At 38.3% G+C, this 20,404-nt stretch carries 16 protein-coding genes; 9 read left to right on the plus strand and 7 right to left on the minus strand.

The window, feature by feature from the left end; all coding sequences use genetic code 11:
• Positions 1-39 precede the first annotated feature (39 nt).
• The 5 genes from astE to I6E82_RS09415 all read left to right on the plus strand — a co-directional run bounded on the left by astE (position 40) and on the right by I6E82_RS09415 (position 5,656).
• The gene (gene astE / locus I6E82_RS09395) at positions 40-1,092 is read left to right on the plus strand and encodes a succinylglutamate desuccinylase (protein ID WP_197117679.1); all 1,053 of its coding nucleotides are present in this window, start codon (positions 40-42) and stop codon (positions 1,090-1,092) included.
• Positions 1,093-1,357: 265 nt separating this feature from the next.
• Positions 1,358-2,572, plus strand: coding sequence for a thiamine pyrophosphate-dependent dehydrogenase E1 component subunit alpha (locus tag I6E82_RS09400; RefSeq protein ID WP_197117681.1), 1,215 nt, complete (start codon positions 1,358-1,360; stop codon positions 2,570-2,572).
• The gene (locus I6E82_RS09405) at positions 2,572-3,549 is read left to right on the plus strand and encodes an alpha-ketoacid dehydrogenase subunit beta (RefSeq protein WP_166419620.1); all 978 of its coding nucleotides are present in this window, start codon (positions 2,572-2,574) and stop codon (positions 3,547-3,549) included. Before I6E82_RS09400 ends, I6E82_RS09405 begins: the two co-directional genes overlap by 1 nt.
• 8 nt (positions 3,550-3,557) lie before the next feature.
• Positions 3,558-5,141 carry a dihydrolipoyllysine-residue acetyltransferase gene (locus I6E82_RS09410; protein WP_197117684.1) on the plus strand — a complete coding sequence of 528 codons (1,584 nt, stop codon included), beginning with the start codon at positions 3,558-3,560 and terminating at the stop codon, positions 5,139-5,141.
• 149 nt (positions 5,142-5,290) lie between these two features.
• Positions 5,291-5,656, plus strand: a complete 366-nt coding sequence (locus I6E82_RS09415) for a DUF805 domain-containing protein (protein ID WP_010552684.1) — start codon at positions 5,291-5,293, stop codon at positions 5,654-5,656.
• 69 nt (positions 5,657-5,725) lie between these two features.
• On the opposite strand, the gene I6E82_RS09420 is transcribed toward I6E82_RS09415, so the two are convergent.
• Together I6E82_RS09420 and I6E82_RS09425 are read right to left on the minus strand one after the other, a co-directional pair.
• Positions 5,726-6,901 (minus strand): putative manganese transporter, encoded by a 1,176-nt coding sequence (locus tag I6E82_RS09420; protein WP_197117686.1) that lies wholly within the window; start codon positions 6,899-6,901, stop codon positions 5,726-5,728.
• 160 nt (positions 6,902-7,061) lie between these two features.
• Positions 7,062-8,687, minus strand: coding sequence for a M28 family metallopeptidase (locus I6E82_RS09425; RefSeq protein ID WP_197117688.1), 1,626 nt, complete (start codon positions 8,685-8,687; stop codon positions 7,062-7,064).
• A gap of 113 nt (positions 8,688-8,800) precedes the next feature.
• Between I6E82_RS09425 and I6E82_RS09430 the strand changes: the two genes are divergently transcribed.
• From I6E82_RS09430 to I6E82_RS09445, 4 genes are all read left to right on the plus strand, one after another.
• Positions 8,801-9,613 carry a DUF3025 domain-containing protein gene (locus tag I6E82_RS09430; RefSeq protein ID WP_197117690.1) on the plus strand — a complete coding sequence of 271 codons (813 nt, stop codon included), beginning with the start codon at positions 8,801-8,803 and terminating at the stop codon, positions 9,611-9,613.
• A complete protein-coding gene (locus I6E82_RS09435) occupies positions 9,610-10,398 on the plus strand; it encodes an ABC transporter ATP-binding protein (RefSeq protein WP_165735190.1) in 789 nt (262 codons plus the stop codon). Before I6E82_RS09430 ends, I6E82_RS09435 begins: the two co-directional genes overlap by 4 nt.
• The gene (locus I6E82_RS09440; protein WP_197117732.1) at positions 10,391-11,599 is read left to right on the plus strand and encodes an ABC transporter permease; all 1,209 of its coding nucleotides are present in this window, start codon (positions 10,391-10,393) and stop codon (positions 11,597-11,599) included. The genes I6E82_RS09435 and I6E82_RS09440 overlap by 8 nt, the downstream gene beginning before the upstream one ends.
• Before the next feature lie 326 nt (positions 11,600-11,925).
• Entirely contained in the window at positions 11,926-14,937 is a 3,012-nt protein-coding gene (locus tag I6E82_RS09445; protein WP_442960253.1) for an ATP-binding protein, read from the plus strand.
• A 25-nt stretch (positions 14,938-14,962) separates the two neighbouring features.
• On the opposite strand, the gene I6E82_RS09450 is transcribed toward I6E82_RS09445, so the two are convergent.
• The 5 genes from I6E82_RS09450 to I6E82_RS09470 form a co-directional block, all read right to left on the minus strand.
• Complete coding sequence (locus tag I6E82_RS09450) at positions 14,963-15,796, minus strand: UDP-2,3-diacylglucosamine diphosphatase (protein WP_076924604.1); 834 nt, start codon at positions 15,794-15,796, stop codon at positions 14,963-14,965.
• Between the two features lie 590 nt (positions 15,797-16,386).
• Positions 16,387-18,111, minus strand: coding sequence for a proline--tRNA ligase (locus I6E82_RS09455; protein WP_024599556.1), 1,725 nt, complete (start codon positions 18,109-18,111; stop codon positions 16,387-16,389).
• An 89-nt stretch (positions 18,112-18,200) separates the two neighbouring features.
• On the minus strand, positions 18,201-18,905 hold the full coding sequence (gene tsaA / locus I6E82_RS09460; protein ID WP_197117694.1) for a tRNA (N6-threonylcarbamoyladenosine(37)-N6)-methyltransferase TrmO: 705 nt from the start codon (positions 18,903-18,905) through the stop codon (positions 18,201-18,203).
• Positions 18,906-19,110: 205 nt separating this feature from the next.
• Positions 19,111-19,680, minus strand: a complete 570-nt coding sequence (locus I6E82_RS09465) for an outer membrane beta-barrel protein (RefSeq protein WP_197117696.1) — start codon at positions 19,678-19,680, stop codon at positions 19,111-19,113.
• A 259-nt stretch (positions 19,681-19,939) separates the two neighbouring features.
• Positions 19,940-20,404: an acyl-CoA thioesterase gene (locus tag I6E82_RS09470; protein ID WP_007586808.1), complete on the minus strand. Its 465-nt coding sequence runs from the start codon at positions 20,402-20,404 to the stop codon at positions 19,940-19,942.

A 20,404-nucleotide genomic window follows, 5' to 3' on the forward strand; every position in this document is an offset into this window, starting at 1 on the left:
AAGAGTCTACTCTCACATTATTTTTTAAGGGCTTATTATATGTCAGCCAATCCATCTTACTTAAATGAATTAAAACACACTGGCGATTTTTTAACGCTTAGTTGTAATAACGAATGGCATTTAGATGCAGGTGAGTTTGTTTTAGATAATGGGACTCGTGTAAATATACACGATACCGGTGTAATCGAGTTTCAACCTGCTGTTACAACGTCGAAAGATGTAGTTTATTCAAGCGCCGTACACGGTAACGAAACTGCGCCAATTGAAATTTGTGATGCACTTATTAAACAAATTATAAAAGGCGAGTTGATACTTAAGCAGCGCGCTTTGTTTATTTATGGTAATCCACAATCAATTAATATTGGCCTGCGTTTTGTAGAAGAAAACTTAAATAGATTATTTAATGGTCACCATACAGTTGAAGGTGTACCAATGAATAATGAGCGTACCCGTGCTGCAAAGCTTGAGCAATACGTAAGCGATTTTTATACGCGTGGCGAGCAAGGCAGTAGCCGGTGTCACTACGACTTACACACTGCAATTAGAGGCTCTAAAAACGAAAAATTTGCTGTGTATCCATTTTTACATGGTAAGCCTTGGAAAAAGTCTCAGTTACAATTTTTATTGAGTTGTGGTGTAAATACCGTACTTATGATGAAATCTCCTGCAACAACATTTAGCTATTATTCGTCATTTGTACATGGAGCTGATTCATTTACCGTAGAGCTAGGTCAAGTTAAACCATTTGGTCAAAACGATATGGCTCGCTTTGAAAAAACAAAGCAAACCTTAACTGCATTAATTAGTCAAAATGAAGTTGAATATCCTGAATTTAATGCAAACGATTTTGAGTTATTTGCTGTCCATCGCACAATTAATAGAACACAGAACGATTTTAGTTTTCCTTTTTCTGATAATGCTGAGAACTTTACTGGCTTTGCGAAAGGTGAACTACTTGCAACCGACGGTGATAAAGCGATTTACGCTGACGTTGAAGGAGAGGCTATTATTTTCCCAAATGCGAGCGTAGCATTAGGGCAAAGAGCACTCCTTACTGTTATTCCAATGGATATTGATAGCAATTTCGTCTAATTTAACTCATCAGACCACTATTAACTTAAAGTTAACTATATGATTACTATTAAGTAAAGTGATCGTATCGTTAACTTGCCACTTATTTAACCAGTATTTGCTTTTGTTTCGTCCCAGATCTGTTGAATAACACTTTACGTTAACGTAAAGTGTTGGCAGCTTTAATTAAAGATAGTGCAGATGTTGCAAAGTTTAACCAGCAACAATCACCCACAATAATAATTTAAAGGGGCACTGTTTTACCGACAACAAAAGAAGGTAGGTTATGAGTAATCCAAATAACGTATCGCTGAATATTAACCACGAGCTTGAATTTATTGATGGTCAAGCACTTAATATTCCAACCCTTAGTATTTTAACTGAGGACGGCGACATTCATCCTAGTGCAACCGCACCTGACATTTCAAAACATACCGCTATTAAGTTATATGAAACAATGCGTTTTATACGTTTGTTAGATGAACGTATGCAAGGCGCGCAGCGCCAAGGCCGTGTTAGTTTTTATATGCAATGCCTAGGCGAAGAAGCCGCAGTTACAGCCTCTGCTGCTGCACTTGATCAAGACGATATGATCATGGCTCAATATCGTGAACAGGCAGCCCTGCATTATCGTGGCTTTACGCTTGATCAATTTATGAACCAAATGTTTTCAAATGAATTGGATTTAGGCAAAGGCCGTCAAATGCCAATTCATTATGGTTCTAAAGCGCTAAACTACATGACGATTTCATCGCCATTGGGTACGCAAATACCACAGGCAACGGGTTATGCATATGGCCAAAAAATAAAGCACATCGACGTTAAAACAGGCGAGCTTGCCAGCACAATTGACAATGTGACTATTTGTTACTTTGGTGAAGGTGCTGCATCTGAAGGTGACTTTCATGCCGGTTTAAATATGGCCGCTGTTCACAGAGCGCCGGTTATATTTTTTGCACGTAATAACGGCTATGCAATATCAACCCCTGCTGATGAGCAATTTAAAGGCGATGGTATTGCCTCGCGTGGTGTGGGTTATGGCATTAAAACAATTCGTGTTGATGGCACAGATGCACTTGCTGTGTATGCGGCAACTAAAAAAGCACGCGAAATAGCTTCAACACAAGGTGAGCCTGTACTTATTGAATCGATTGCTTATCGTTTAGGAGCGCATTCTACGTCAGACGATCCAAGTGGTTATCGTTCTAAAGATGAAGAAGCGAATCATCAAACGTGTCCTATTGATAAATTTAGAAAATGGCTGGTCAAGCAAGACTGGTTAAACGAAGAAGACGATTTAAAAGCAAAAGAGTCGATTCGTGAAGAAATTTTAGCAGCGCTTAAACGTGCTGAAGTTGTTGCGAAGCCCGCTTTAGAAGAACTGGTATCTGACGTTTACGATACACCAATTCCATTATTGCAACGCCAGTACGAGCAACTAAAAGAACATATAAAACAGCATCCAGATGCTTACCCAGTAACCGCAGGGAGAATTAAGTAATGGCTAAAATGAACATGCTCCACGCAATTAACTCTGCTCTCGATATTACGATGAATGAACACCCTCAAGCCTGTATTTTTGGTGAGGATGTTGGTTACTTTGGTGGTGTATTTAGAGCAACATCGGGCTTGCAAGAGAAGTACGGTAAACATCGTGTTTTTAATACGCCTTTAACCGAGCAAGGTATTTTAGGCTTTGCTAATGGTTTAGCGGCATTTGGTGCACCTGCATTGGCAGAAATTCAATTTGCGGATTATATTTTCCCAGCGTTTGATCAAATAGTAAATGAAGCCGCTAAATTTCGTTATCGCAGTGGTAATGAATTTAATGTAGGTAACTTAACTATTCGTACACCTTATGGTGGCGGTATTGCCGGTGGTTTATACCATTCACAATCACCCGAAGCGTATTTTGCGCACACACCGGGTTTGAAAGTAGTTGTACCGCGTAACCCTTATCAAGCTAAAGGTTTATTACGTGCATCAATTAAAGACGATAACCCGGTCATATTTTTTGAGCCTAAGCGTTTATATCGTGCATCAACAGGCGAAGTGCCAGAAGAAGATTATAGTATCGAATTAGGCACGGCTGAAGTAGTACAAGAGGGTACCGATATTACGCTTTTAGCGTGGGGTGCTCAAATGGAGATTATTGAAGATGCAGCAAAGCAAGCAAGTGAGCAAGGTATAAGCTGTGAAGTTATTGACCTTCGTAGTATTTTACCATGGGATGTTGAAACGATTGCTAAATCGGTTATTAAAACCGGCCGTTTAATCGTGAGTCATGAAGCGCCTATAACCAATGGCTTTGGTGCAGAGATAGCCGCGACAATACAACAAGAGTGTTTCTTGCACTTAGAGTCGCCAATTTTACGTGTATGTGGTCTAGATACCCCATACCCGCTGGCACTTGAAAAAGAATACGTACCGGATGCACTAAAAGTGTTGGCTGCAATTAAACAATCAATGGATTTTTAGGGGTTACCATGGCTAAAGATTTTATATTACCCGATATTGGTGAAGGCATTGTTGAATGCGAAGTAGTTGAATGGCTAGTACAAGAAGGCGATACCGTATCTGAGGATCAACCAATTTGCGATGTTATGACAGACAAAGCATTAGTACAAATTCCGGCAGTGCATGATGGCGTAATTTCAAAGTTATATTATCAAAAAGGAGAGATTGCTAAGGTACACGCTCCTTTATTTGCTATGGATGTAGCCGGTGAAAGCATTAGCAATGAAGTAGTACAAGAGCCAGTACAAGCTGAAAATAAAACTAATGATGCAGCTGATGTGGTTGAGGACTTTATATTACCGGATATTGGAGAAGGTATTGTTGAGTGTGAGATTGTTGATTGGTTAGTTGCTGAAGGCGACGAAATAGAAGAAGACCAAGCGGTTTGTGACGTAATGACCGACAAAGCATTAGTACAAATTCCGGCAAAATATACAGGCACTGTACAAAAGTTATATTATCAAAAAGGCGAAATAGCCAAAGTACATAGCCCGTTGTTTCAAATGACAATTGCAGGCAGTGCAGTAAAACCAAGTGTTGATATAAACCAAGCGGTCGTAAAGGCTCAAACTAATGCCGTCGCTGAAAAAGTTGCCCCAGTTAAAACAGAGCAAGCTGCTAAAATTATCAATCAAAAAGCGGTGGCATCGCCTGCGGTTCGTCGTAAAGCACGTGAACTAGATGTTGATTTAACCTGTGTACCAGGTAGTGGTAAAAATGGACGTATTTACAAGCAAGATATTGAAGAGTTTGTAAAAGGCGAAGTGCCAAATACTATTGATACTTCACCGCTTGATAGCGATGCTTCTCAAAGTGCAGTACAAAACCAAACGCAGAATCAAAGCGGTGGCGTAAGAGTCGAGCAAATTAAAGGCATTAAAGCGGCCATGGCCAAGCAAATGGTAGCGTCGGTTTCAACTATTCCGCACTTTACGTTTAGTGATGAAATAGACTTAACGCAGCTTATAGCTTTGCGTAGTTCTTTAAAAGAGCAGTACAAAGCACAAGGCGTAAAGCTCACTATGATGCCATTTTTTGTAAAAGCATTGTCGCTAGCAATGAAAGAGTACCCTGTACTTAATTCAAAAGTGAACGATGAATGCTCAGAGCTTACCTATTATAACGATCATAATATCGGTATAGCGGTTGATTCTAAAATTGGCTTGTTAGTGCCTAATATTAAATCGTGCCAGAGTAAGAGCATTGTTGATGTGGCAAATGATTTAACCCGGTTAACTCATTCAGCGCGAGAAGGGCGTGTTGCACCGGATGATTTAAAAGGTGGGACAATTAGCATCTCTAACATTGGTGCGATTGGCGGCACTATTGCGACCCCTATAATTAATAAACCAGAAGTGGCTATTGTTGCGCTTGGTAAACTACAGCATTTACCGCGTTTTGACGAAAGTGGGCAAGTTGTAAGTAAAGCTATTATGCAAGTGAGCTGGTCTGGCGATCATCGCGTTATTGATGGGGGCACTATTGCTCGTTTTAATAACCTATGGAAATCGTACTTAGAAAATCCATCAGCAATGATGATGGCTATGAGTTAATAGCTAAATTGTTAATATGTAATAAAAACCAGCTTTTAGCTGGTTTTTTGTTTTAATTTGAGCTGTTTTTAATTAAGATACAAATGTTACTAAAAAGTAATAAAGTTAACCCCGTTAGGGAATATAAAAAATAACACTAAGGAAATTTCATGGAACATTATATGAACGCGTTGCGTAGCTACGCAGATTTTTCAGGTCGTAATCGTCGTAAAGCATATTGGATGTTTATATTATTTAACTTCATTTTTTCAGTAGTTTGTAATGCGATTGATGGTGTACTAGGTACAATGTTCATTGGCTCTATTTATAGCTTAGCGCTATTAATTCCTGGCTTAAGTGCGGGTGCACGTCGTCTTCATGACACAGGCCGTTCAGGCTGGTGGCAGTTACTTTGGTTAGTACCAATCATCGGTTGGATTGTTTTAATTGTTTTTCTTGCGCAAGATTCGCACGAAGGCGAGAACGATTTTGGTCCAAATCCAAAAGAATTAGCAGCAGAACCAACTACTGTATAAGTAAGAATAACTTAACATGTTAAAAGCTCAGCAATTGCTGAGCTTTTTTGTATTTTTAAATCTCATTTTTTAAATTTCAGCAAAAAAATATAACCCATAACCAACTATTAATGCGGGAATAGACGTATAAAGTGTAGCTATAACTGCAGCTTTAGGCGCCATTGCTATTGCTGGGAATAACGCATCACCATCGTTAGAAATTGCGTTTCCTGCTAAAGCACTAAAGGGAATAATGCCTTGAATATAAAGCGTTGTAACAATTATTTGCGGGCCACAGCCAGGTAAAAAACCAATAAGCACTGCAATTAATGGGGCTAAATAGGCGTAATGTACAAACCACGTTTTTAAATCAAGCCCTGCAATGTTAACCAAAATCTCAAATAGCATAAAAGAGGCTACAACCCATGCCGTAACAAAATGGGTATCTTGTAATACTTTTATTATTTTAGAAGGAGGGTGACATGTATCGTCTTCTGACGTTACTTCTTGATAGCTTTCACCTCTTGACGAAAGTGCCCAAATACTAACAATAAATAAAGCCATTAATGCACCAAATAGTGTAATTACAGTGCTTGTGTTTGAACCAAACTGTGAAAAATCAACATTTAACGCAATCAAAAAGGCAATTATAAGGCTTGGGATAATTGCTACCATCCAAACCGGTTTACTGATTTTAATAATGTTAGTTGAGAGTATTTTAATTTGATGCTTTTGTTCTTGCACTGTTGGGCGTAAAAAATCTTTTTTGTGTATTGTATTAACCAGTAAACCACTGAATGTACCCACAACTAACCCTATCCCCATAATTAACAAACCTTCAGTAGGTCGGGTAGCAAGTAATAAAAACGCTGCATCGCCCATTGTAGCTGTTAGCACAGCAACAATAGCACCAAAGCTTGCTTGGCCTTTTGTAAATTGAGTAACCACAATAATAGCCCCACCACAGCCAGGTAATGCACCTAAAAGCGCTGCAAAGCTAATTTCTAAAATAGGGGACTTGGCACTTAAATAACTAAGCTCTAATTGAGGTAAGTGTTCTATAGCGTAGTAATAAATTAAAAGGGTAGCAGCAACAAACACACTTACTTGAAAAAATGCATCACTGAGTGCGGTCATTGTTATTTCGCGTAATTGCGGTATTGCAAGGCAAGTTAAAATAAATAAAGGCAGCAGTAAGCGTTTATTTTGGCTCAAAAATCGTTTTGAGGCAGGAGTAATAAAACCAATGTGAGGAAGTGAAATCATACAATGCGACCTAATAAATTAACTAGGTCACACTGTATATTTTAATTAAATGATAATCAATATCATTTGCATCTATTTAAATCGATTACTCTGTTTGAGTTTTTCGATAGCCAAATCTAAGTTAGTTTAAATTTGAATTAAAGGCTGTGATTAAATTGGGCTACTTACGCTGAAATTCAGAGTTTGTATTCCAGGTTGGCCACTGTTCTGTTTCAGAAATATCAAAACCTACCTTATAAAATAATTGTAAGTCTTGAACAGCACCCGATAAATCCCATTCATCACGGTAACGGTCACATGGTTGATGGTAACAACCGCGAAGTACTAAGCTCATACGTTTACGGTAATTAGCCGTTTCTTCATCAGCAGCCACGGTGCCGCCACCTGCGTACATAGCCGGAATACCCATGTTAGCGAATGCAAAGTGATCAGAGCGGTAATAGCCACCAGATGACGGTTTAGGATCGCCTGATATTGTTCTGCCTTGCTCTTTAGCTGCAGTTTCTAAAAACTCATCCATTTGTGATTTACCTATACCAACCACATTCATGTCTTTTACTTTGCCTAATAAATTTAAGCTATCCATGTTTATGTTAGCGACTGTTTTATCCGCTGCAATTACTGGGTTTGCCGCATAGTATTTAGAACCTAATAAGCCTTGCTCTTCAGCAGTTACCGCTAAAAATGTCATTGAACGGCTAGGGTGCTTAGGTAGTTTAGTAAAGGCTTCAGCTACTTCAATTAGCCCAGCGGTACCCGTTGCATTGTCGTGAGCACCGTTATAAATTTGATCGCCTTTACGTGTTTTGTCTGTACCTAAGTGATCCCAATGAGCCGAGTAAATAACATGCTCATCTGGTTGCTCGCTTCCTGGTAACGTAGCGATAAAGTTATACGACACCGATTTTTTAATCGTGTTTTTAATACTAACAGAAGCAGTTAAATCGCCCATATCAACATGGTAAGCACCTTTAGCAGCATTCGTTTTAACGGTATCAAAATCTAAACCTGCTTTAGTAAAAAGCTCTTTTGCTACGTCAGTTGTAACCCAGCCTTCAACGGCTACGCGGTCCATATTGTTGTTTTCTTTTTGAAAACCAAACTGCTCGCCGCTCCACGAGTTTTCAACAACCGACCACGGATAAGATGCAGGTGCTGTTTCATGAATAATAATTGCACCTGCGGCACCACGGCGACTCGCTTCTTCGTATTTGTATGTCCAACGCCCATAATAGGTCATTGCGTCGCCAGTAAATAAAGCAGGGTCTTTTGTTGCAAAACCCGGATCGTTAACCAGCATTACAACCGTTTTGCCCTTTACGTCTAAACCTTCGTAATCATTCCAATTGTATTCAGGTGCGTTAACGCCGTAGCCCACAAATACAAGTTCAGAGTTTTCTATGCCTTCTTGAGCACTTATCCGACTGCTACCCATAACCATGTCTTTTTTGTATTGGTAGTCTTTACCGCCAATACTAAGCACCATGTTCGAATCAGCTTCTAAAGAAACTAATGGCACTTCTTGTAAGTAACTGTCGCCATTACCTGGTTTTAAACCTAAAGCTTTAAACTGCGCAGTTAAATAATCAAGCGTTAGCTTTTCGCCTGGTGATGAAGGAGCACGACCACCAAATTCGTCCGATGCGAGTACTTTTACATGTTTAGCCAGTTTATCAGCTTGAATACTGTTATAACCATTTGTTACATCAGTAGGTGTAATACTTGTTGTTGCGCAACCTGCTAAAACAGCAGTGGCAAGGAGTGTGAGAGAGAAATAATGTTTCATGTCAGCTCTTTTTTTGTTTTAAGTTGTGATTAGTATATTAACTTCTATTAAGTAGAACCAGTTTTTGCGGTAAACTTCTCGTAAATTATAGGCATAAATAGTTAAAGGTTTAAATGAAGCGTTTTACTCCCCCCGAGCAGTGGCAAATCAGTAGTTTAGAAACAGGTGCATTTGCGCATTTACGTGAGCTGTTTAAAGTTAACGAACTAACAGATTGGCCGGTGCCGCAGTGGTTTTCTCCATTTTTAAACGCTATTAATGCGAATAATATACCTATTACTTTTAAAGATGATGCAAAAGTAGATTTTGGCGATCGTTATTACGAACAAGTTATTTTTGAAACGGGTGTTGTACCTACACGCAGTGAGAATTGGCATGACTTATTTGGAGGCTTTATTTGGTGTTTATTTCCTAAAACCAAAGCACTTATAAACCAGCGGCATGTACAAGATATAGCTGAGCATGGTTTGCAAAAGCGTACCAAGCATCGTAATGCACTAACGCTCTTTGATGAATGTGGTGTTGTACTTGCAATAAGCGATACTAAATGGCAAGAGTTGCTTCGCGATCATCAATGGAAAACAGCATTTGTTGAACACAAACATGAGTGGGGTAAAACAATAAAACCTTTTATGTTTGGTCATGCAAATTACGAAATGCTTACTAAACCTTATATAGGCTTAACAGGTAAAGCGTTATTTGTTTGTGTACCTAATGAAATATTTTGTAAAGATTTAGTAACTCAATACCAGTACCTTGACCAAGCCCTTTATGAGATGATTAATACAGATAACTGCTTAGCTGATAACAAACAGCTTTCACCACTGCCTTTATTAGGTGTGCCTGGCTGGCATGACGAAAACAAAGACGACTCTTTTTACAACAATACAGATTATTTTAGAGCGAAACGAAGGATACGAACATGATAGAAGTTGCTGGGCTTAAAAAGAAATTTAAGCTAACTAAAGATCACAAAAAAAATAAAATAGACGACATCGACCCTCGTGAAGATAAAGATTATTTTCACTCAGTACGAGATGTGAGTTTTAGCTGCGCAAAGGGTGAAGTACTTGGATTGCTAGGCCCAAATGGTGCGGGTAAAACAACGACACTTAGAATGATTTCAACCGCGTTAAAGCCCGATGAAGGCTCAATAACAATTGCCGGAAACGACATTGTAAAAAAACCGCTACTGGGGCGTAAGTCTATCGGTTTTTTATCGGGCTCTACCGGTTTGTATGGCCGCTTAACTGTAAAAGAAAACATAGAGTATTTTGCAAAGCTCCACGGTATGAGCAAAAGCGATATAGCAACGCGTTGTGATGAGCTATTTACATTGCTTGATATGCATAAGTTTGTAGATAAACGCGCAGAAAATCTATCAACAGGTATGAAGCAAAAAGCAAATATTGCGCGTGCTGTTGTGCATCGCCCAGCAGTTGTTGTGCTTGATGAGCCAACAACGGGTCTCGATATAATGACCACGCAAACCGTTATTCAATTTATTAAAGGCTTAAAGGCGCAAGGTACACCTGTTATTTTTTCGACCCATCATTTAGATGAAGTTGCACTTTTATGTGACCGAGTCGCTGTAATTAACGAAGGTATTAGCTGCTTTGATGGAACAGTAGATGAATTTAAACAAGCAGGTAATAGTGATGAGCTTAATCAAGCGTTTATGAACATATTAACGGAGAAACATGATGTTTGAAGTATATAAAAAGGAATTAAAAGAGCTCCTTCGCGACAAAAAAACCCTTATGTTTGTTGTGTTGCTGCCAGTACTTATCTTCCCAATAATATTTGCTATTGTTGCTTTTATTGGCACCCAAGCTGCACTTGACGCCGATCAAAAAGTAAATACATACGTAATTATTAACGGCGAATATGCACAAGAATTTACTGACAAAGTGTTTTACCATAAAAGCTTTGAACTTTATAATGGCAGTAAAACCTTTAATACAATAGAAGATCTCAAAGCAGGTGTTACCGCCGGCGACATAGATATGGGGATTTACTTGCCAAGTAATGCCGTAAAAACTCTCGACAATGGTGAGCAAAGCAAATGGCAAGTTGTATTTAACGATGCTAAATCAATAAACTATTTATTCGATCGGGTTAAAGAACTTGCTCAGGAATACAGTGACGTACTGCAAGCTGATAAGTTAAAAAGCTTTGGGATAAAAGAGTCTGCGCATAAAGCTATTCTTGACCCTATTGAAGTTGTTAAAGTAGATACAGCCGATAAACGTGAAAACTTAGGTGAAAAAATAGGCGCCTATTTACCTTATTTACTTATCCCATTGGTTTTAATGGGGGCTACTTACCCAGCAATAGATTTAGGTGCAGGCGAAAAAGAGCGCGGCACGCTAGAAACACTCCTACTAACACCCATTACACGTACAGAATTGGTGCTCGGTAAATTTATAACATTACTTACTACCTCTATTGCATCAACCACTATTACGATTGTGAGTATGGGGTGTTGGGTTGCAGTTGCATTAGCATTTGCTGACTTAGATTTCATTAAAACGGCCTTCGGTACGCTAGCGGTTAGTGATTTACTGATGATTTTTTTACTTTTACTTCCGCTGGCTGCCATATTCTCTTCTTTAGCGTTAGCTATTTCAATTTATGCGCGTACATTTAAAGAGGCACAAAATTATATGCAGCCTTTAAGTATGGTCGTATTTTTCCCTATCATTATTTCAATAATGCCAAATATGGAATTGACTGCTAAAACCGCGTTTATCCCGGTAACAAACGTTGCATTAGCCATTAAAGACATAATTAAAGGCACTGTTGATTATACCTTTGTAGGGCTAATATTTTTAGCAACCGTACTTATTGCAGGTGCGTTACTAGCATTTTGTGTTAAATGGTTTAACCGAGAAGATGTATTATTTAGATAATTATATAGATTTAGCATTCTGAAAAAATATAAAAGGTAGCATTGGCTACCTTTTATATTTTAAAGGGACGATTGGTTGAAACAACTATTTTATAGTCTGTGTAAGTCGATATGGTTACTCTCATTCATTTATAATTCATATAGAGAGAGTGCTCTAAATAAAACTAATGATTTAGTCTTTTTATTATAAAAATTATAACGATAACCGATTAGTTAGATGGTCCAATTCTTTCGTTAATGCTCTATACTAATAACAATAAAAATTTATGGTGAAGGTAAATGTTGAAAAAGAATAATTTTTTGAATGTGACAAAAAATAATAGACTAATGCTCGTTGCAACAATAATATTTGTTCTTATAGCTTTACCATCTCTGTATTTGTTTGACCAAAAAGTAAGAAGTGATGTTTATAATTCAGCCCAAATAGAATTAAAACGTGAGCTTGAAACAAAAAGCCTTTCACTAAAAAACCATCTTAAAGATAGTGTTACCGCTATTCGCTTTTTAGACGCAACGCCCCCGATTAAAGGCATTACTCGCGCCACTGAAAACAAGAAAATAGATCCCTTGTTAGGCACGCACATTGACGTTTGGGAAGAGCGCTTAGCGAGTATTTTTAGTGGTTTTATGCGCACAGACGACAGCATACTTCAGGCTCGCTATATTATTCTCGCAGATGGTGGGCAAGAAGTTGTCAGGGTTGATAGAAACCAACTTGGAGAAATTAATCGACTGCAAGGCCTGCAATTACAAAAGAAAGGCCAACGCGATTACATGATAAAAGCGAGTATGCTCGATAATAAAAGTGTTTATATTTCTCCTATTAACTACAACCGTGAAAATGGGCAGATACAAGAACCTTATATAAGCACTTTTCGTGTAGCTAAACCTGTTTTTGATGAAAAAAATAAAATTTTTGCAATATTAGTCACTAACTACTTTGCTGATAAATTAATAAAAAGTTTAACGGTTGAATCTCCACAAGGAACACAAATTTACCTAATGAATAATGAAGGTGAATTTTTATATCATCCAAACCCTCAATTACGCTTCGGTTTTGAATTTAATAAAGCAAAAACATGGACTGAAGAATTTTCTACTGCAAGCACAATGGCAGAGCAAGGCACTTTACCGCTAAGTAATTACCCAATTGCTTACACGTTAAAAAAACGTATTTCGCTTGATGGTGATATTGCGATGTTACCTTTGGAGCTTGGTGTAAGTGTTGATACTAAAACGTTGTTTGCAAAGGTGAACGAAAGGCGTCAAAACTTTATTGCAATGCTAGTGGTATTCTTTAGCGTATTTTTAGTTATTGCCTTTTTATACCAACGTTTTATAAACCGTAAGTTGTTAATTAATTCTCTAAAAGAGCAAAACAATAAAGTAATAGAAAATTCTTTGGATGCTATTTTTACAATTGAGCAAAACGGCGAAATTGTTCACTTTAATAATACAGCTAAAGAGGTTTTCGGTAATTCAATCTCAGGCACTAGCCCTGACTTTGTTTCTTTATTTAACTTAAATGAAGCCGATAATAACTGTATAGAAGAGACTATTTCAAACGGATCAAAAATGCCGTTTGAAGCTATCTACACAGATGGTTATGGCAACAAACAATACTTTTCAATTACACTCAGTAGTATTTTTGATGTCTACAATAACCGTTATCAGGTAGCGGCTATTTTAAGAAATATTAGCTCATTAAAAAATACTCAATCAGAGCTTGAAGGCTTAAACAGTACTTTAGAGCTAAAAGTATCACAAAGGACTGTTGAGCTAGAGCGAGCAATTGATCAAGCATTAGCAGCGAGCCAAGCAAAAAGTGACTTTGTAGCAAATATATCTCACGAAATACGCACACCGATGAATGGCGTTTTGGGTATGCTTGAAATGCTCAAAGAAGATGGCTTAAGTGAACAACAATACCATTACTTAAAATTAGCTAATAGTAGTGCTAACTCTCTGATGAATTTGATTAACGATATTCTCGATTTTTCTAAAATTGAAGCGGGTAAGCTTGATATTGATAATCATACATTTGATGTTGTTACAGTATGTAGCGATATGATTAGCTCTTTAGCGTTACAGGGCCAGCGCAAAGGTCTTGAAGTATTCTTAGATACAAAAGATGTAGTAGATAGAATGGTTATTGGCGACAGCCATCGACTAAAACAAATTTTAATTAACTTAGTTAATAATGCATTTAAATTTACCCACCGAGGCGAAGTAAGTTTAACTGTCGGCTCTAAGTACATTACCGACTCAAAGTTATTAATGAGCTTTACAATAAAAGATACCGGAATTGGTATAGCGCCAGAAAACATAGACAAACTATTTGAAGTGTTTACACAAGAAGATTCAAGTACAACCCGTCATTTTGGTGGTACAGGCTTAGGCTTATCTATATGTAAAAAACTTGCTCAGTTAATGGGTGGTAATATCACTGTTATAAGTGAAAAGGGCGTTGGTAGTACATTTACAGCAACGGTTGAGCTACACGTCGCACAAGAGAAAAAACTAAATACAGGTATTGAACTTGCTACTAGCATTAGCGTAGCTGCATTAATAGCGCGCGATAATGTCTATCAAAATGTGTGCGATTTGTTGCTATTAACTTGTAAAGTAAATGCAGAAAACATTATAAGACTCGACTACTTTAGTGAGCATAAAGAGTTTGAGGCTGACTTATTATTGATTGATGATGAACACCCTCAAATTGATGCCCTTATTAATTACTGTAAACAGTTTAATAAAAAGTACGTCTTAATTTTACGCGACATGGTGACCGATAAACCAACTAAACTGGTGTTACCTGAAGGTAGCCATATTTTAAATAAACCGCTTACCCAAGATCAATTCAGCTATAAATTAGCAAGCTTATTTGGTGCTAGTAATGACTGTATTATAGCGCCACCCAAAGGCTTAACAGAAGAACAAGTAGAGCCTGACCTTTCTGCTTATCATATATTATTAGTAGACGATAATATGATAAACATTGAAGTAGCTAAGGCGATTTTAAAACGAACTAAAGTAAAAATCACCTGTGCATCAGATGGCGTAGAAGCATTAGAAGCATTGAGAGAAAACACAGAACAATCCTTTGATGTAATTTTAATGGACTGCCAAATGCCTAATCTAAATGGGTACGATACAACAAGTGAAATCAGAAATAGTAAAGCCGGAGTCGATTACACACACATTCCTATTATTGCTATGACAGCAAGCGCGATGGAAGGTGATAGAGAGCGTTGTTTAACTGCAGGCATGAACGACTATATTACTAAACCAATCAAGCCAAGAACGCTAAAAGATAAGTTAATCACCTGGCTAAGTTAATAGTTATTAATTGTGAATCAGCTGCTTATGCAGCTGATTTTTTTGGTTTAGCATCCGTCGATATATTTAACTTTGTTATGTCGGCGCTATCGAGTACGGATTGTGTGTCTGACCAATGTAGTAATTCAATTTTTCCATCTTGCTGCTCTACCAGCGCTGTACAGCTCTCAATCCAATCTCCATCGTTACAATACATAATTCCGTCATCTACTTTTATTTTGGGATGATGAATGTGTCCACAAATAATACCGTCTACGTTTTGCTTTTTAGCTTCATGAATTGCGGCATCTTCGAAGGCTTTAATTGCTTCACGTGCTTTGTGTACGCGAGCTTTTATCCATGATGCAAGCGAGTAGTAATTACCACCAAATAGCTTTCGAATACGATTGGTCCAGCGGTTTAAAAATAATAAAAAGTCGTATCCTGCATCGCCCGCGATACTAATAAGTTTGTTATAGCGTGTCGCTGAATCAAAATCATCACCGTGTACGAGTAAAAAACGTTTATTAGCTTTAGTGGTGTGAATAAACTGCTGGTGGATTTCAATACCAAATAACGTTTGATTTATATAGTTCCTAAACGTTTCGTCATGATTACCGGGTATATAAATGATGCGTGTACCATTAACTGCTTTTTGTTGTATACAGCTCAATACTTGATAATGCGAAGGGTGCCAATAAAACTGTCTTTTCATCGACCATAAATCAATAATATCACCCACTAAATAAAGTGTGTCGGATTCTACCGAGTTTAAAAAATCGAGCAAATAATCGGCTTTACAGTCTTTGTAACCTAAATGAACATCTGATATCCAAATAGTAGGGTAGTGTTGTTTCTTACGCTGTTGATTGTTTGTCATGCCCGTTATCCATAGTGTAATAGTTAACACTGTAGATAAACCCAATGACACTTATGAGACACTTTAGCGAAGCCTCTATGACAATTTATACAAAGTCATGCAATTAAAATACTTATATAGAGCTAGGGCGTGTTGACCTTTCGTGATTGATTTTACAGCAGGCTGTTTGGTTTTTAGGCAAGGAAGAGCATATGTAGCGTGGTTATTCCCCATAAATAGGCGATAACGCAGTATAAATGCCAAACATGCGCTGCCCTTTGAGTTCTTAAGGGACTATTAGCTCTTTGTTGCCTACATAGATGTCGGTAAGGGCCGTAAGCAGGACGCGGAAGCCTTGCTCGGCTTTACTTATTCTTACATGGATGTAAGTCAGTAGAATAACGCAGGAGCAGTTATCGAGTCTACTAGGTTACAAACTTCGCGCTGCGATTAAATCGTCCCTAGATTGAGCGAATTTCGATCCACGAGATCAATGCGCCTTAGGAAAGGTGAGTTGATGATCAGCTACCATTACGCATTGCTATTAATTGCGCATAAAAAAGGCCGCATTTTAAATGCGGCCTTATAGTCTGTTCTAAGCGTGGGTGTTATTAACCTTTAACGGCTGCTTTAATTGCATCAATTGCTGTATCGATATCAATCATTAGCTTTTCACCTGTACGGCGGTTTTTAAGCTCAACTTTATTCTCGTCAAGGTTACGTTCACCAATTACTAGCGTAAATGGCACACCAATTAGCTCCATGTCATTAAACATAACGCCAGGGCGCTCTTTACGATCATCAAATAACACATCAAGACCTGCATCTTTTAAACCTTGGTAAAGGTTATTTGCTATATCAGGAATACGATGCGATTTGTGCATGTTCATTGGAACAATTGCTAAATCGAATGGCGCGATTGATTTTGGCCAAATGATCCCGTATTGATCGTTGTTCTGCTCAATAGCAGCGGCAACAATACGTGAAACACCAATACCGTAACAACCCATAGTCATGGTTTGGTTTTTACCACCTTCGTTTAACACGCCGGCTTTCATGGCTTCTGAGTATTTAGTGCCAAGTTGGAAAATATGCCCAACTTCAATACCGCGTTTAATTTGCAAAGTACCTTCACCACATGGGCTCATATCGCCTTCAACAATATTACGAATATCAGCAACGTCGTAATCAGTTACGTCACGATCCCAGTTAATACCGCTGTAATGCTCGTCGTCTTTATTTGCACCGGCAACAAAATCAGCAAGTATGTTAGCTGTTCTATCAACAATAATAGGCATTGATAAGCCAACAGGGCCTAATGAGCCAGGCTTTGCGCCAATAGCAGCAACAATATCCGCCTCTGTTGCCATTTCAAGCGGAGAGTCTACTAATGGGTGTTTTTCAGCTTTTAGTTCATTTAATTCGTGATCGCCACGAAGTACTAAGGCAACTAAACCACGTACTTCATTTTCATCAGGCGTACCATAAACAATTAACGTTTTAACACCGCGATGTGGCTTAACACCGTAGTGTTTTTTAAGCTCGTTAATAGTTTTAGCGTCAGGTGTTGGAAACGCTTTAAGCTCTTTTGATGCTTCAGGGCGAGCTTCAATAGGTGCCAGTGCTTCAGCTTTTTCAATGTTAGCGGCGTAATCACTGCCATCACTAAATGCAATGGCATCTTCGCCCGATTCAGCAAGTACATGAAACTCATGCGATACGCTACCACCAATAGAGCCTGTATCGGCTATAACAGGGCGGTAATCAAGGCCTAAACGCTCAAAAATGTTACAGTATGCTTTGTGCATTGCTTGATAAGTTGCATCTAAACACTCTTCACTTAAGTGAAAAGAGTAGGCATCTTTCATTGTAAATTCACGAGCACGCATTACCCCAAAGCGAGGACGACGTTCGTCGCGTACTTTAGTTTGTACTTGGTATAAAGTAACCGGTAGTTGTTTGTAGCTGCTTATTTCTTTACGAACAAAATCTGTAATAACTTCTTCGTGTGTTGGGCCAAGTGCAAACGTACGGTTATGACGGTCTGTAAAGCGCATAAGCTCAGGACCAAATTCATTCCAACGACCAGACTCTTCCCACAAATCAGCAGGTTGAATAACAGGCATTAGCATTTCAATGGCGCCAGCTTTGTCCATTTCTTCACGTACAATGTTTTCTACTTTACGTAGCACGCGTAAACCAGAGGGTAACCAAGTGTATAAACCCGAAGCGACGCGACGGATCATACCGGCTCTAAGCATTAACTGATGCGATACAATTTCAGCATCTGATGGCGTTTCTTTAAGTGTTGCGAGTATATATTGGCTTGTACGCATGTTTTTTCCGAAATAGAGTAATTATATTCTTTTAATAGAGCTTAAGTTTACCAGCGGATGCTTTTACACTAAAGCGCTAACTGAGTTATTTAGTTTTTTTCTATGCTTGTTACTAAGTTATGTGCATCATTAACCTGCCAGCGAATATTATAATTATACAAAGTCATACCATAGCTCTGCTCGCCGTCTTTTTGTTTTTTATATGCAGGGCGGGGATCTTGTTTTAAAACATTGGCAATAAAATCATGTAAATCTGGGTATTGTGTTTGCGCATTAACAAACTCAATTGCTTGAGGGCTAAATTCAACCGTCATTTGTGTTTCAGGGCGCGTGTCAGCAAAGCCAGCGCTTGCATCGGGCATTGAGTCTGAATAAGGCAAATACGGTTTTATATCAATGATTGGTGTGCCATCAAGTAAATCAATCCCAGCAAGTAATAAGCTAAGCTGTCCGTTTTTATATTCAATGCCTTCAAGTTTTACTGCGCTCATTCCAATCGCGTTGGGTCTAAATGTAGCGCGGGTAGCGAATACGCCTTTTCGCTCATTACCACCTAATCGTGGAGGGCGTACCATAGCAGAGTAACCTTTATCAGCTGTTTCGTGAAAACGAAATAGCAACCAAATATGAGTAAATTCATCGAGCCCGCGTACAAATTCTTCGCGATTAAAATCAGGTGCAAAAATAAGCTTTGCTTTAGCTTGGGGCACTAAACGCGGTTGCCTAGGTATAGCAAACTTTTGTTTATAAGGAGATTCAATGTGGCCAATAGCCGAAATGGTGTAATCGCTCATAGTACTCGGGTACAAATAAAATAGAGCGCTATTCTACCCGCATTTAATCTTTATCGCATTAAGGTAAGAAAGTTTATTACTTATAAACCGCTCGGTTTAAATCTTTAATTAGACTGAATGGTTTATATTGGTGTATTAATTAAAAAGAGCCTGAAACAAAAAAGGTAAGCCCTTAGGCTTACCTTTTATACATGTTAAATATTAATTAAAACATGTACTGAACTGATACAGATGCTACATCCATATCTGGATCAATATCGTCATCAAGTTTGTAGCGTTCGTACTCTAAACGAAATTGTACATTTGTTGTAAGTGCGTATTCAATACCCGCACCGTAAAATGCATCACCACCATCTGTAGAAGCTGTTACACCGCCTACTGGTAAATCTTGTGTGTAATCTGCATCCCATTCAAGCCAACCGCCTTTTGCATACACAGAAAAGCTTTCTGTTATAGGGTAGCCCAAACGTGCGGCAAGCGATACGCCATCAATTTCAGCTTTGCTGTCTATATCACTTACTTCATCAAAGTTTTGATAAGCAAGCTCTAAGCTTAAGTACTCGTTAAATTGTGCACCAACGTAACCCTTAAGCATTTGTGCATCGTCGTCAAAGTCAGTGTCGTTGTCACTGTCTTCAAATTCAAAAGAATATTGACCGTAACCGATACCAGTATAAATACGTGGAGAATCGAAATCAGAAATGTCAGCGTGTGCTGCAGAGTTAAAACCCAGTGTTGCTAGTGCAATAGCTGAAAGAGAAAGTGTTTTAATCATTGAATAGCTCCTTTACAAAAAATAATCAAATGCTTGATTTCATTAATCAAACTTCAATTATCTACTTGCAGCGAGCGTGCCAATATTAAAATGGATTAAAAACACGCCTTAATTAATTCTTTTGTATTGGTTTTTACGGTGTTTAGCGTGTTTTATAATCAAAGTGAACTTTTGTGTAATTGTGTACTCTAAAATAAGTTGTATGTTTTACAAAGTATAATGAGTTTTTTACATAGCCTGACTTTATTTAAACTAGTAATTACACTGTATGAAGTAAGTTTTCTGTTTCAATTGCTATTTCTTTCATTTTTATAGCGTAATTTTCTAATTTAATATCTTCTTCTGTTACAGCTTTAAAAGAAGGCACTTCTATAGGGTAGCCCGTTTCATCCATTGCAATAAAGCTGATAACACAATGATTTGTTTCAACCATATTTTGTGTTTTTGGATCGCCACAACGCACTTGTATAAATATTTGCATGCTACTTCTACCCGTATGGGCAATTTTAGCTTCTACTTCGACTATTTGACCCACTAAAATTGGGCGTCTAAATTTAACACCCGCAACCGAAACCGTTACGCAGTAGTGACCACTCCAACCCGCAGCACATGCATAGCCTGCTTGGTCAATCCATTTCATGACGGCCCCACCATGAACTTTACCACCAAAATTAACATCGGTAGGCTCTGCTAAAAAACGAAAAACAACTTTTGACGACGGCAT

The organism is Pseudoalteromonas sp. NZS11 (assembly GCF_015864765.1).
Classification (GTDB): domain Bacteria; phylum Pseudomonadota; class Gammaproteobacteria; order Enterobacterales; family Alteromonadaceae; genus Pseudoalteromonas; species Pseudoalteromonas arctica.

Coding starts and splice junctions, on each gene's coding strand:
- I6E82_RS09450 (WP_076924604.1), bottom strand. CDS start 15,796: ATGACAAACAATCAACAGCGTAAGAAACAACACTACCCTACTATTTGG.
- I6E82_RS09425 (WP_197117688.1), bottom strand. CDS start 8,687: ATGAAACATTATTTCTCTCTCACACTCCTTGCCACTGCTGTTTTAGCA.
- I6E82_RS09445 (WP_442960253.1), top strand. CDS start 11,926: ATGCTCGTTGCAACAATAATATTTGTTCTTATAGCTTTACCATCTCTG.
- I6E82_RS09420 (WP_197117686.1), bottom strand. CDS start 6,901: ATGATTTCACTTCCTCACATTGGTTTTATTACTCCTGCCTCAAAACGA.
- I6E82_RS09415 (WP_010552684.1), top strand. CDS start 5,291: ATGGAACATTATATGAACGCGTTGCGTAGCTACGCAGATTTTTCAGGT.
- I6E82_RS09435 (WP_165735190.1), top strand. CDS start 9,610: ATGATAGAAGTTGCTGGGCTTAAAAAGAAATTTAAGCTAACTAAAGAT.
- I6E82_RS09410 (WP_197117684.1), top strand. CDS start 3,558: ATGGCTAAAGATTTTATATTACCCGATATTGGTGAAGGCATTGTTGAA.
- tsaA (WP_197117694.1), bottom strand. CDS start 18,905: ATGAGCGATTACACCATTTCGGCTATTGGCCACATTGAATCTCCTTAT.
- I6E82_RS09440 (WP_197117732.1), top strand. CDS start 10,391: ATGTTTGAAGTATATAAAAAGGAATTAAAAGAGCTCCTTCGCGACAAA.
- astE (WP_197117679.1), top strand. CDS start 40: ATGTCAGCCAATCCATCTTACTTAAATGAATTAAAACACACTGGCGAT.
- I6E82_RS09430 (WP_197117690.1), top strand. CDS start 8,801: ATGAAGCGTTTTACTCCCCCCGAGCAGTGGCAAATCAGTAGTTTAGAA.
- I6E82_RS09455 (WP_024599556.1), bottom strand. CDS start 18,111: ATGCGTACAAGCCAATATATACTCGCAACACTTAAAGAAACGCCATCA.
- I6E82_RS09470 (WP_007586808.1), bottom strand. CDS start 20,404: ATGCCGTCGTCAAAAGTTGTTTTTCGTTTTTTAGCAGAGCCTACCGAT.
- I6E82_RS09465 (WP_197117696.1), bottom strand. CDS start 19,680: ATGATTAAAACACTTTCTCTTTCAGCTATTGCACTAGCAACACTGGGT.
- I6E82_RS09400 (WP_197117681.1), top strand. CDS start 1,358: ATGAGTAATCCAAATAACGTATCGCTGAATATTAACCACGAGCTTGAA.
- I6E82_RS09405 (WP_166419620.1), top strand. CDS start 2,572: ATGGCTAAAATGAACATGCTCCACGCAATTAACTCTGCTCTCGATATT.